The organism is Aeromonas sp. Y318-1 (assembly GCF_027706125.1).
Taxonomy (GTDB): Bacteria; Pseudomonadota; Gammaproteobacteria; order Enterobacterales; family Aeromonadaceae; genus Aeromonas; species Aeromonas hydrophila.
Genome location: NZ_JAPDCM010000003.1, coordinates 171449 through 184286 on the forward strand (window position 1 = coordinate 171449; position 12838 = coordinate 184286).

The 12838-nt window shown below is 63.0% G+C and carries 12 protein-coding genes; 6 read left to right on the forward strand and 6 right to left on the reverse strand.

Annotated features, from left to right (window positions below):
• Nucleotides 1-66: 66 nt before the first annotated feature.
• The 4 genes from OKB87_RS05630 to OKB87_RS05645 all read left to right on the forward strand — a co-directional run bounded on the left by OKB87_RS05630 (nt 67) and on the right by OKB87_RS05645 (nt 1978).
• On the forward strand, nt 67-657 hold the full coding sequence (locus tag OKB87_RS05630) for a sugar O-acetyltransferase (RefSeq protein ID WP_016349367.1): 591 nt from the start codon (nt 67-69) through the stop codon (nt 655-657).
• On the forward strand, nt 654-995 hold the full coding sequence (locus tag OKB87_RS05635; RefSeq protein ID WP_257689201.1) for a DUF1294 domain-containing protein: 342 nt from the start codon (nt 654-656) through the stop codon (nt 993-995). The genes OKB87_RS05630 and OKB87_RS05635 overlap by 4 nt, the downstream gene beginning before the upstream one ends.
• Before the next feature lie 108 nt (nt 996-1103).
• Entirely contained in the window at nt 1104-1316 is a 213-nt protein-coding gene (locus OKB87_RS05640; protein ID WP_016349365.1) for a hypothetical protein, read from the forward strand.
• 200 nt (nt 1317-1516) lie between these two features.
• Entirely contained in the window at nt 1517-1978 is a 462-nt protein-coding gene (locus tag OKB87_RS05645) for a hypothetical protein (RefSeq protein ID WP_270826749.1), read from the forward strand.
• A 73-nt stretch (nt 1979-2051) separates the two neighbouring features.
• On the opposite strand, the gene OKB87_RS05650 is transcribed toward OKB87_RS05645, so the two are convergent.
• The 6 genes from OKB87_RS05650 to argC all read right to left on the reverse strand — a co-directional run bounded on the left by OKB87_RS05650 (nt 2052) and on the right by argC (nt 8444).
• Entirely contained in the window at nt 2052-2687 is a 636-nt protein-coding gene (locus tag OKB87_RS05650; RefSeq protein ID WP_270826750.1) for an FMN-binding negative transcriptional regulator, read from the reverse strand.
• A gap of 128 nt (nt 2688-2815) precedes the next feature.
• Nucleotides 2816-4198 carry an argininosuccinate lyase gene (argH, locus tag OKB87_RS05655; protein ID WP_139707141.1) on the reverse strand — a complete coding sequence of 461 codons (1383 nt, stop codon included), beginning with the start codon at nt 4196-4198 and terminating at the stop codon, nt 2816-2818.
• Nucleotides 4199-4406: 208 nt separating this feature from the next.
• Nucleotides 4407-5642 (reverse strand): argininosuccinate synthase, encoded by a 1236-nt coding sequence (locus OKB87_RS05660; RefSeq protein WP_029301910.1) that lies wholly within the window; start codon nt 5640-5642, stop codon nt 4407-4409.
• Nucleotides 5643-5696: 54 nt separating this feature from the next.
• Nucleotides 5697-6608, reverse strand: coding sequence for an ornithine carbamoyltransferase (locus OKB87_RS05665; protein WP_270826752.1), 912 nt, complete (start codon nt 6606-6608; stop codon nt 5697-5699).
• Between the two features lie 25 nt (nt 6609-6633).
• Nucleotides 6634-7413 (reverse strand): acetylglutamate kinase, encoded by a 780-nt coding sequence (gene argB, locus OKB87_RS05670; protein WP_270826753.1) that lies wholly within the window; start codon nt 7411-7413, stop codon nt 6634-6636.
• A gap of 23 nt (nt 7414-7436) precedes the next feature.
• Nucleotides 7437-8444 (reverse strand): N-acetyl-gamma-glutamyl-phosphate reductase, encoded by a 1008-nt coding sequence (argC, locus tag OKB87_RS05675; RefSeq protein ID WP_024942337.1) that lies wholly within the window; start codon nt 8442-8444, stop codon nt 7437-7439.
• Nucleotides 8445-8712: 268 nt separating this feature from the next.
• Here argC and argE point away from each other — a divergent pair, with 268 nt between their 5' ends.
• Nucleotides 8713-9858 carry an acetylornithine deacetylase gene (gene argE / locus OKB87_RS05680; protein ID WP_270826755.1) on the forward strand — a complete coding sequence of 382 codons (1146 nt, stop codon included), beginning with the start codon at nt 8713-8715 and terminating at the stop codon, nt 9856-9858.
• A gap of 215 nt (nt 9859-10073) precedes the next feature.
• The gene (gene ppc / locus OKB87_RS05685) at nt 10074-12707 is read left to right on the forward strand and encodes a phosphoenolpyruvate carboxylase (RefSeq protein ID WP_270826756.1); all 2634 of its coding nucleotides are present in this window, start codon (nt 10074-10076) and stop codon (nt 12705-12707) included.
• The last annotated feature ends 131 nt before the right edge of the window (nt 12708-12838 follow it).

Genomic DNA, 12838 nt, shown 5'->3' on the forward strand with positions numbered 1-12838 from the left:
ACAGCCTGACGCCGCCAGAGTGCTCGCGTATACTGGCTCCTCTTGGCACATGAGAGGAGCTGTAGCATGGCAAGCGATTGGGACAAGGTACTGGCGGGCGGCGCCCTGGACAGCCAGAGCGAGGAGATAGCGAACGACCGGATCCGCGGTCAGGCGCTGCTGGCACAACTCAACGCCTCCCCGGCCGGTGACGAAGCCCTGCGCCAGCGCCTGTGCGGCGAGCTGTTCGGCCACTGCCCCGACTCCTGCTGGATCAGCACTCCCTTCACCTGCGAATTCGGCCGCAACATCCACATCGGCGAGAAGACCTTCTTCAACTTCAACATCACCATTCTCGACGTGGGCGAGGTGCACATCGGCAGCCATGTGCTGCTGGCCCCCAACGTGCAGATCTACACCGCCACCCATACCATGGACTATCTGGAGCGACGCAACTGGACCGCCTACAACAAGCCGGTGCGGATCGGCGATGACTGCTGGATTGGCGGCGGCGCCATCATCTGTCCCGGCGTCACCATAGGGCCGCGCTCCATCATAGGTGCCGGCGCCGTGGTCACCCGCGACATCCCGGCCGACTCGGTGGCGGTGGGCAACCCGGCGCGCGTGATCCGCAGCCTGAGCCCGGACGCCCCCCGTGGCTGGGAGCTGGCCCTGTGATCTGGCTCGCCCTGCTTCCCCTGCTGTGGACCACCTGGCTCGGCCTGGCCGACGCCAACTGGTGGCCGCTCGCCATCGTCACCACCATGAGCCTGCTGACGATGCTGGCCTACGCCCACGACAAGCGCCAGGCCATTCGCGGCGGCTGGCGCATCCCCGAATCCCGGCTCCACCTGCTGGAGCTGTTCGGTGGCTGGCCAGGCGCCCTGGTGGCCCGCCACTGGTTGCGCCACAAGACCCAGAAGGGGAGCTACCGCCGGGTGTTCTGGTTCATCGTGCTGCTGCACCTCACCCTGTGGGGACTCTGGCTCGGCCGTCCGCTCTGGCAGACGATCTGACGCGGGTCGCAGTGCCCGATTGCCGGCCATTGCAGCCGGCAATCGGGTATGAGACAACAGAAGGCAATCAGGCTGTTTTCTCGTTTGTTCATCGGCAAGGAGTCACTCATGACCATGTGGACCGGTATCGTGCTGATCGTCTTCATCAGCGCACTGTTCGGCTTTCTCAGCAAGCGGGCCCGTTACCAGCTGGGGGATATTCGCATCACCGACCGCCTCGGCAAACAGGACGTGCTCATCAACCAGCTGCAGGAGCGCATCGCCAATCTGGAGGCCATCGTCATCGAGGAGGAGAAGCGCCGCCCGTTCAAGGAGCTCTGATCCGGCAAGCCGGGCGGCAAACCGGCCAGCCCCCGGGCTGCAAGGGTTTGCCGCCGCCCCCTCCCACGCTCACCCGCCTCCTGCCAGGCAAAAACTAAATTCACAGCAGGATCAGTCCCCTGTCATTTTCAGGCTGAATTTTCGCCAAGCTGGCCCATTCCCTGCTCCGTCATGACATCAGTCGTACGGAGAGTGACATCATGATCGCCATCAGCACCCTGCTTCCCCTCGCCTCCCTTGCCCTCAAGCTCGGCAGCAAGCTGCTCGGCGATGGTACGCCACAGGCCAAGGCCGAGACTCCCGTGCAGGAAGATCGGCTCGCCCCCACGGTGCAGAGCCTGTTCCAGCGGCTGGGAGTCAAGGATGCCAACAGCGAGCAGAACCGCCCCGCCATCAACCACTTCATGGGGGCGCTGATGCAGACCCTGGGCCAGGAGTACTCGGGCCAGTCCCTGCCCCAGGCCATCGACGCCGCCCGCACCCAGCTGGCCGACGGCACCCAGAGCACCCGCCTCGACGCACTGCAGAGCGAGCTCGACACCCTCAAGGGCTCCCTTGGCAACAGCGACCTCAATCTCGATCAGCTGCTCTACGCCTTCAAGCAGACCCTGCCCAACGGCAAGGGGGAAGGAGTCGGCAAGCTGCTCAATGCCAGTGCGTGAGCAGGAGTGGAACCATGAAAAACGGCAACCTGAAGGTTGCCGTTTTTGTCGGGCCGGATCCCATGCTGCCACGCTAGGGTAGTGAGGAAGGTGGACTCAGCATCGCCTCAGCCAACGCGGTCTGCCCGCGATCCTGCAAGGTATTGGCCGCTCCCAGGCGATCCGCCGCCTCCTTGTTCTGACCCAGTTTGAACTTGCCGACCAGCCCGGTTATCTCGATTTCGATGCCGACAACCGCCTGCACCATGGTCTCGAGATAGTCTCGCGGCGCATCCGCCATCTTCCATGGGGTCGGCTCTCCGGCCTCATGGTGACGAGTCAGATTTGCCAGCAGCCGGCGCACGAAGCGGGCATCGTCGCGGATCAGGATGCGACCGTGAGCATGCACCACGCTGTAGTTCCAGGTCGGCACCTGCTGGTGATGTTCATGCTTGCTCGGATACCAGCTGGGGGAGATATAGCCGTCGGCAGCCCTGAAGATCACCAGCACGTCATCGCCGTCTTTCACCTCCTGCCAGAGCGGGTTGTTGCGAGCAACGTGGGCACGCAGGACGCCATGTTCCCCTTCTCCAGCATCCAACTCGAACGGCAGATGGTTGGCATCCAGTCCCCCTTCACCATGGGTGATCAGGGCCCCCAGCGGATAGGCCCGGATCAGCTGGTGCAGGGTCTCGAAGTCGGTAACGGCGAAATGGGGTGGTTGATACATAAGGGCTCCTTGAGCGAGGCATTGGCGTCCATGCAGAAGCCCATTCTTGCGCAATCGGGAGTCGCAGGCGATGGCATAGACATAAAAAAGAGGGCCCTGGGCCCTCTTCGTTTCACCCAATGCGGCAATCAGCCGCGCTTGGCCAGCCAGGCTTCGGCGGCGACCAGTGCGCCGTCGATCTGCTCGCGGGCGACGCCGCCTTTGGCGACCCGCTTGGCCAGGGTCGCTTCCAGCTCCAGATTGGGGTAGACGTCGAACTCGATCACCGGGCTGAAGCGCTGGAATTCGCCGATGGTCAGCTCCTCCAGCGGCTTCTTCACCTGGATCGCGTAGACCACGGTTTCACCGACGATATGGTGCGCCTCACGGAACGGAATCCCCTTGGCCACCAGATAGTCCGCCAGCTCGGTGGCGTTGGCGTAGCCGCCCTGGGCCGCCGCCATGGTGCGCTCGCCATTCACCTTCAGATCGATCAGCACCAGGGCCGCCATGTCGAGGCAATCGTGCCAGGTGTCGAGGGCATCGAACAGCCCTTCCTTGTCTTCCTGCATGTCCTTGTTGTAGGCCAGCGGCAGCGCCTTCAGGCTCATCAGCATGCCCATCTGGGCGCCGACCACCCGGCCGGTCTTGCCACGGATCAGCTCCAGCGCATCCGGGTTCTTCTTCTGCGGCATCAGCGACGAGCCGGAAGTGACCGCATCGGAGAGCTCGACAAACCCAGCCTCGCCGGTGTTGTAGAAGATGAGATCCTCGGCAAAGCGCGACAGGTGGGTCATGGAGAGGGACGCCACGTGCATCAGCTCCACCACGTGGTCCCGATCGGAGACTGAATCTAGGCTGTTGCGGGTGGCGCCGGCAAAGCCCATATCGAGCGCCAAGGCTTCGCGGTCGATGGCGTAGGCGGTGCCCGCCAGCGCGCCGCAGCCGAGCGGGCTGGTGTCGAGGCGCTTGAGGGCATCCTGCAGCCGGGAGTAATCCCGCTCCAGCATCTCCACATAAGCCAGTGCCCAGTGGGCGTAGGTAACCGGTTGGGCCCGCTGCAGGTGGGTGTAACCCGGCAGTACCGCGGCCTGATTGGCGCGAGCAGAGGCCACCAGCCCCTGTTGCAGGGCGGTGATGGAACCGAGCAGCAGCTCGCCCTGCGCCTTGCACCAGAGTTTCAGGTCGGTGGCGACCTGATCGTTGCGCGAGCGGCCGGTGTGCAGCTTCTTGCCGAGATCGCCGACGGCGGCGATGAGCTGGCTCTCGACCCAGGAGTGAATGTCTTCGGCGTCCGAACTCAGGATCTGCTGGGGATCCTGCTGCACCGAGGTGAGCAGCACTTCCATCGCCTGCTGCAACTTGGCCTGCTCACCCTCGGTCAACACGCCCACCTTGACCAGCGCTTTGGCCCAGGCCATGGAGCCCTGAATATCCTGCTCCGCCAGCCGGTAATCGAACCGCAGCGAATCGTTGAACTGCTTGAACCGGCTATCGGCTCCCTGACTGAAGCGTCCACCCCAAAGTGCCATACTGCTCTCCTTGAATGCGTTGTCGGCGGCGCGCGCCACCGAGCTTGAAATCGTGCCCTGTTTTTCTGCGAGCCTGTTATCTCACAGAAGCGGCCGGGGCGCTGCCGCTCTTGTCACACCCGCTGATGATGGCTCAGGGGCCATGCCCTCTACCTATAGAAGAGGGGGCCATGCCCCCTCAACGGAATCAACGGGTTATCGCGCTTGCTTAGCCGTGGGTGTGATCGCCACCGATGGCCTGATGCTGCTCCTTCATGGCGCGGATCCGGCTGGCCAGGGTGTAGAGACGGATGAAGCCTTCGGCATGGCTCTGGTCGTACACTTCGTCGGCGCCGAAGGTGGCGAAGTCTTCGGAGTAGAGGCTGTTCGGCGACTTCTTCTGCACCGCAGTGACCTGACCCTTGTACATCTTCAGCACCACTTCACCATCGAGCTCCTCGGCGATGGCGTTGGCAGAGGCGACAATGGCCTTGCACAGCGGGGTGAACCAGCGACCGTCATAGACCAGGTGGGAGAACTCGGCACCCAGCTTTTCCCGCCAGGCGCGGGTCGGGCGATCCAAGACCAGCTCTTCCACGGCGCGCAGCGCGGCGACCATCACGGTACCACCCGGGGTCTCGTAGCAGCCACGGGACTTCATGCCCACCATCCGGTTTTCGGTGATGTCGATGCGGCCCACGCCGTGCTTGCCGGCACGCTCGTTCAGGGTCATCAGGATCTGGTGCGGGCTGAGCGGCTGGTCGTCAACGGCCACCACTTCACCCTGGGCCACGGTCAGCTTGACGTACTCCGGCTGATCCGGTGCCTGCTCGGCGGGCACGGTCCACTGCCAGACCGCTTCGGACGGCTCGTTCCAGGTGCTCTCCAGCTCGCCACCCTCGGTGGAGATGTGCCAGGCGTTGGCATCGCGGCTGTAGATCTTCTTCAGGGTCGCCTTGCAGGGGATGTTGCGGGTCTCCAGGTAGGCCAGCAGATCTTCCCGGGAGCGCATGTCCCACAGACGCCAGGGGGCAATCACTTTCAGCTGGGGCGCCAGCGCGGCCACCGCACCTTCGAAACGCACCTGATCGTTGCCCTTGCCGGTGCAACCGTGGGAGATGGCATCGGCCCCTTCCGCCAGCGCCGCCTCGACCATCGCCTTGGCGATCACCGGACGGGCCATGGAGGTACCCAGCAGGTAGGTGCCCTCATAGACGGCGCCGGTCTTCAGGGTCGGGTAGACGTACTCTTTGACGAACTCTTCCCGCAGATCCTTGACGATGCACTTGGTGGCGCCGGAGGCGATGGCTTTTTGCTCGATCCCTTCCAGATCGTCACGCTCCTGACCGACGTCGGCGACGAAGGCGATGATCTCCGCATCATAGTTTTCCTTCAGCCAGGGAATGATGGCCGAGGTATCCAGTCCGCCCGAGTAAGCCAGTACGATCTTGTTGATTCCGCTCATTTACTTCTCTCCATGATGATTCGATAAAAGGGTGTTATTTGGGGTCGGTTGCCGTTATTTGTGCCCAAGCAGGCTCAGCAGTACGGCGTTCTGGATATGCATCCGGTTTTCTGCCTCGTCCATGATGAGGGAGCCAGGCCCGTCCATGACCTGAGAAGTGATCTCCAGCTCCCGGTGCGCCGGCTGGCAGTGCAGCACGTGCTGGATGCCGGTGCGGTCGAGCAGGGCCTGGTTGATCTGATAAGGCATAAAGATATCTTTTACCTGCTCCATTGGCGTGTTGTCACCCATGGAGACCCAGGTATCCGTGTAGGCCACGTCAAACCCTTCGATGGCCGCCACGTCGTCGCTGATGTGGATGGTCGCACCGGACTGGGCCGCCAGCGCCTGCGCCTGCAGGAAGATCTGGGTATCCGGGCCGTGGCCTTTCGGGCAGACCAGGGTCACGTCGGTACCCAGGGTCGCCCCCAGCAGCAGCAGGGAGTGGCTGACGTTGTTGCCATCACCGAGGTAGGCCAGCTTCACCTTCGACAGGTCGTCGTAGTGTTCGGCAATGGTCATAAAGTCGGCCAGCCCCTGACAGGGGTGGTAGAGGTTGCACAGGCTGTTCACCACCGGCACTGTGCCATGCTCCGCCAGCTCGACCAGGGTCTGGTGATCGAACACCCGGGCGACGATGGCATCACACCAGCGCGACAGGTTGGCGGCGAAATCCTTCACCGACTCCCGCTTGCCCAACGCGCCGTTCTGCTGATCCAGATAGACGCTGTGGCCGCCCAGCTTGGCGATGCCGATGTCGAAGGTGACCCGGGTGCGCAGGGAGGGTTTCTCAAACAGGGTCACCACGCTCTTGCCCGCCAGTGCCTGGCCGTACTTTTTCGGATCGGCCTTGACCGCTTTGCCCAGCGCAATCAGCGCTTCAATCTGGGCTTTGTTCAGATCACTGTCTTTCAGAAGATGTTGCATCGGATATTCCTTGTTCCGGTGGAGATCAAATAGCCACTTGGGTGCCGACCGCGCCGCCAGCCAGCAGCTTGAGCAGCTGATCCGGGTAGCGCCAGCTGGCGACACAGACCGGCTTGCCCAGGGTCTCGGCAGCATGCAGGGCGGCTTTCACCTTGACCGCCATGCCATCGCTGATCACCCCCTTCTCCATCAGATCCAGCGCCGTCACCTTGTCGAGCTGGGGCACCAGCTTGCCCTTGCCATCCAGGATGCCGCTCACATCCGACAGCATCACCAAATCGGCGCCCAGCGCCTCGGCAATTGCGGTGGCCGCCTGATCCGCGTTGACGTTCATCAGTTGCCCCTGGGCGGTGATGCCGATGGAGCTCACCACCGGCAGGAAGCCCTGAGCGAGGATCCCCGCCACCAGCGCCGGGTTGCCCGGCTGGCAGTCACCCACGGCGCCGAGCGCCGGGTCGAGCTGGGTCACCAGGCACAGACCGCCGTCCGCCAGACAGAGCCCCACCGCCGGGATGTCGGTGGCGATGGCCTTGGCCATCATCATCTTGTTGGCGGTACCTGCCAGCGCGCCGGCGATGAAGGGGATCTGCTCGAACGGGGTCACCCGCAGACCGTTCTTCTTGGTGGAGGTGAGACCCAGCCCCTTGAGCAGGTCATCCACCAGGCAGCCGCCGCCGTGCACCAGCACCAGGGGTCTGTGCTGCTCGTCCAGAAAGGTCTTGAGGGTGGCGAACAGGGCGGTCAGCGCCTCGTCGTTCTCGATCAGTGCGCCGCCCAACTTGATTACCAGAGTCTGCTTGTCCATCGTTGCGATCCTTCCTTGAGTCCTTAAATCAGGCCGGTGGCCGGTTCAAATCCAAATTTGATATTTATGCACTGCATGGCCTGGGAGGCGGCACCTTTGAGCAGGTTGTCGATGGCGGAAACCACCACCAGCATGTTGCCCTGCTGTTGCCAGGCAAGGTCGCAGTACGGGGTGCCCGCGACACCACGGATGGAGGGCATCTGGCCGGTCAGACGCACCAGCGGCTTGCCCTCGTAGGCCTTGAGGTAGGCCTGATCCACCTGGGTCGGCGTCACGCCGTCCGCCAGTTGCACATAGATGGTGGCCAGAATGCCGCGCACATAGTTGCCAAGGTGAGGCTGGAACAGCACCTCCTTGCCGAGGTGGTGGCTGATCTCCGGCTGATGCCTGTGATTGAAGGTGCCGTAGGGGTTGAGGCTCACCTCGCAGAAGCTGGTGTTGATGGCTGCCTTGCGACCGGCACCGGAGACCCCGGAGACAGCGTTGATGATGGGCTGCCACCCCTTGGCAATCAGTCCTGCCTGCTGCAGCGGCTTGAGGGCGCACAGGGAGGCGGTCGGGTAGCAACCCGGCACCGCAATCAGCTGGGCCGCCTTGACCGCTTCGGCATTCCATTCGGCCAGGCCGTAGGCGGCCTGATCCAGCCACTGCTCACTCTCGTGGGTGAAGCCGTAGTAGGAGGCGTAGAACTGCTGATCTCTGACCCGGAAGGCGCCGGAGAGATCAAACACCGGCAGCCCCTTGGCCAGAAACTTGGGTGCAAGCTCGGCGCTCACCTCGTGGGCGGTGGCCAGCAGCACCAGATCGGCCTGGGTCAGGATCCGGGTCATGCCATCTTCGTCCAGCGGCAGCAGCGGCTGATCCAGCGCGCCGACCCACTGGGGATGCAGAGAAGAGAAACGCTTGTGGGCGTCCTGGCTGCCGGCGGAAACATAGAGGCCGAACAGCTTGAGTTGTGGATGGTTCTGGACCAGGGCGGCCAGCTCGGCTCCCGCGTAGCCACTGGCACCGACGATAACGGTGTTAAGCATGTTGAGTATTCCAAGTCAGAGTTCGAGATTCACAGCATGGTGCTGTGGTGCACAAGGGGGTTCGATGCCCCATGCACAAGTGCGGAGGGGCAATTCAGGCGGGTGTGTGTCGTCGGTTATAGATCAGGTGACAGAACATTAACTTTCCCTTACAACTAGAAGCCTTGTCGATGAGCCACGTATTCAGGCAAACTTACAGAATATTCATGCACTCACTTTGCATTTGTATTTTCTAACAGAAACATTCCGGGGAAGCAAGGAGGAGCAGGTGGCCAATCTGGATTTTTTTTCACTCTACAAGAATATTATTGCGATTCCGTCCATCAGCAGCACGGATCCCCGCTGGGATCAGAGCAATGAGGCGGTGATCCGGCTGCTGGCCGACTGGTTCGGTCAGCTCGGCTTTCAGTGCGAGGTGACCGCCCTGCCCGATCTGCCGGGCAAGTTCAATCTGGTGGCGACGATAGGTCAGGGTGAAGGGGGGCTGCTGCTGGCGGGCCACACCGATACGGTGCCGTTTGATGAAGGGGCCTGGCGCAAGGATCCCTTCAAGGTGACCGAAGAGGGCAACCGCCTCTATGGCCTCGGTACCATCGACATGAAGGGCTTCTTCGCTTTTATCGTCGAGGCGCTCAAGGAGATCGATCTCAAGACGCTCAACAAGCCGCTGCGCATCCTGGCCACTGCCGATGAAGAGACCACCATGGCGGGGGCCCGTGCCATCGCCGCCGCAGCTGAGCTGAAACCCGACTACGCGGTGATCGGCGAGCCGACCGGGCTGGTGCCGGTGGTGGCCCACAAGGGGCACATGTCGGAAGCCATCCGCATCACCGGCAAGAGCGGTCACAGCTCGGATCCCGCCAACGGCGTCAACGCGCTGGAGATCATGCACCAGGCCATGGACCAGGTGCTCAAGCTGCAGCACAGCCTGAAGGAGAAGTACGCCGACCACAGATTTGCCGTGCCGCAACCGACCCTGAACCTCGGCTACATCCAGGGGGGCGACAGCCCGAACCGCATCTGCGGCTGCTGCGAACTGCACATCGACATGCGCCCCACCCCGCAGGTGGGCCCCGACGAGCTGATGGGCATGCTCAAAAAAGCGCTCTCCCCCATCGAAATTCACCAGCCGGGCTGCCTGCACCTGCAGCACCTGCACGAGCCGATCCCCGCCTACGCCTGCGCCGATGACTCCGAGCTGGTGCGCGAGGCCGAGCGGGCGAGCGGCCGGGCCGCCGAATCCGTGAACTATTGCACCGAGGCCCCCTTCATCCAGCAGCTCGGTTGTGAAACCATAGTGCTGGGCCCCGGCCACATCGCCCAGGCCCACCAGCCGGACGAATATCTGGATCTGTCGTTCGTCAAACCGACCACCAGCGTATTGCAGCACCTGATCCGCCGTTTCTGTCTCTGAATTGACGGGAATGTAAGTAAGTTACATGACATCGCACCTCGGGACAGGTGATGGAAATACATGTTCTGAATCGGCCTGTTATTTGACCTTGCGCAGACAATCTGGGTAGATTGTCACCCTAAGATGACGGAGCATATGTTGTAATCGCACAACAATAAGTGAGGTCGTCTCTCACCCCGGATGGGTGTCAGGCACCAACAAGATAAGGATGTGGAATGAACGAAAAGTACGCCGCACTACGCGCCAACGTAGGCATGCTGGGTCAACTGCTGGGCAAGTCCATCAAGGATCATCAGGGACAGGCCTTCCTCGACAAGATCGAAACCATTCGCCAGCTGGCCAAATCCTCCCGCAAAGGCAATGAGACTGACCGGGAACGTCTGCTCGATACCCTGCGCAACCTGAGCGATGACGAGCTGCTGCCGGTGGCCCGCGCCTTCAGCCAGTTTCTCAACCTGGCCAACGTGGCCGAACAGTTCCACACCATCTCCCGTCGCTGCGAAGAGCAGGTCTGCACCCCGGATCCGCTGGAGCAGATGTTCGACAAGCTGAAAGCCTCCAATCTGTCCCAGGAAGCCATCATCCAGGCCGTGCGCGAGCTGGACATCGATCTGGTGCTGACCGCTCACCCCACCGAGGTGACCCGTCGTACCCTGATCCACAAGCACGTGCAGCTCAACGACTGCCTCGAGGCGCTGGAGCTGTCCGATCTGCTGCCCCGCGAGCGGGACAAGATCCTCAATCGCATCGAACAGCTGGTCAACCAGGCCTGGCACACCAACGAGATCCGCGAACAGCGCCCGACCCCGGTAGACGAGGCCAAGTGGGGCTTTGCCGTGGTGGAAAACAGCCTGTGGCCGGCCATCCCCGAATTCATGCGCAATCTGGACGAGCGGCTGCAACACCACCTGGGTGTGCGGCTGCCGCTGGATGCCGCGCCGGTCAAGTTCACCTCCTGGATGGGCGGCGATCGCGACGGCAACCCCTTCGTCACCGCCAAGGTGACCGCCGAAGTGCTGGAGCTGGGCCGCTGGATGGCGGTGAGCCTGTTCTACAAGGACATCAAGGAGCTCACCTCCGAGCTCTCCATGTCCGACTGCACCGACGCCGTACGCGAGCGGGTCGGCGATCACCCCGAGCCTTACCGCGCCCTGGTACGCGAGCTGCGCGAACAGCTGCGCGAGACCCAGGAGTTCCTCACCGCCAAGGTGCAGGGCCAGGCGAGCGAGAGCCGGGATCTGGTCAAGACCACCGCCCAGCTGCGCGAGCCGCTGGAGCTCTGCTACCACTCCCTGCACGCCTGCGGCATGGGCAACATCGCCGACGGCATGCTGCTGGACGTGCTGCGCAAGCTGGCCTGCTTCGGTATCCACTTGGTCAAGCTGGACATCCGCCAGGATGGCGAGCGCCACGGCCAGGTCTTCTCCGAGCTGACCCGCTACCTCGGCATGGGTGACTACGCCGAGTGGAGCGAGGACGACAAGCAAGCCTTCTTGCTGAACGAACTCAACTCCCGCCGCCCGCTCATCCCGACCGACTGGGAGCCGAGCGACGAGACCCGCGAGACCCTGGACACCTGCAAGGTCATCGCCCAGCACGATCCCGATGCGTTCGGCATCTACATCATCTCCATGGCTGGCGCTCCGTCCGACGTGCTGGCAGTGCAGCTGTTGCTCAAAGAGGCCGGCTGCAAGTTCCGCATGCCGGTCGCCCCGCTGTTCGAGACCCAGGAAGACCTGATGGCGGGCACCGCCGTGATGGAGCGCCTGCTGTCGGTGGACTGGTATCGCGGCTACATCCAGGGCCGTCAGTACGTGATGATCGGCTACTCCGACTCCGCCAAGGACGCCGGCATGATGGCCGCCGGCTGGGCCCAGTACGCCGCCATGGAATCCCTGGTGGCACTGGCCGAGGCCAACAAGCTGCGTCTCACCCTGTTCCATGGCCGTGGCGGCACCGTCGGCCGTGGCGGCGCCCCCGCCCATCAGGCGATCCTCTCACAACCGCCGGGATCCCTGCGCGGTGGCCTGCGGGTGACTGAACAGGGCGAGATGATCCGCTTCAAGTTCGGCCTGCCCAAGGTGGCCATCCAGAGCCTCAACCTCTACACCAGCGCAGTGCTGGAAGGGAACCTGCTGCCGCCACCCAAGCCCAAGGAGTGCTGGCGCGCCGTGATGGAGCAGCTGGCGTCAGTCTCCTGCGATCACTACCGCAGTATCGTGCGCGGTCATCCGGACTTCGTGCCCTACTTCCGCGCTGCCACCCCGGAGATGGAGCTCGGCAAGCTGCCGCTCGGTTCGCGCCCCTCCAAGCGCAAACCCAACGGCGGCGTCGAGAGCCTGCGCGCCATTCCCTGGATCTTTGCCTGGACCCAGAACCGGCTGATGCTGCCGGCCTGGCTCGGCGCCCACAAGGGGCTGCAGCAGGCCATCGCCGACGGCCAGAAAGGCGTGCTGGAAGAGATGAGCCGCCAGTGGCCCTTCTTCCGCACTCGCCTCGAGATGCTGGAGATGGTGTTCCTCAAGGCTGACGTCTGGCTGGCCGAGTACTACGACACCCGGCTGGTGCCCAAGGAGCTGTGGGGCCTCGGCAAACAGCTGCGTCAGGAGCTTGCCGACTCCATCCAGGTGGTGCTGGAGCTGCGCCCGCAGGGCGACTTGCTCGACGACCAGCCCTGGATCAAGGAGTCCATCAAGCTGCGCAACCCCTACACAGACCCGCTCAACGTGCTGCAGGTCGAACTGCTGGGCCGCTCGCGCAACCATCCAGAAACCCTGCATCCCGAGCTGGATCAGGCGCTGATGGTCACCATCGCCGGTATTGCCGCCGGTATGCGCAACACGGGTTGATAGTCGGGGCTATCAAGCTCCCCTCAATGACAAAGGGCGCCTCGGCGCCCTTTGTCATCTCTACACGTTGCTGGAGAATCCTTGATCATTAGGCGTTGCCATGGAATCGCAGGGTCGATTAACTATCAAGC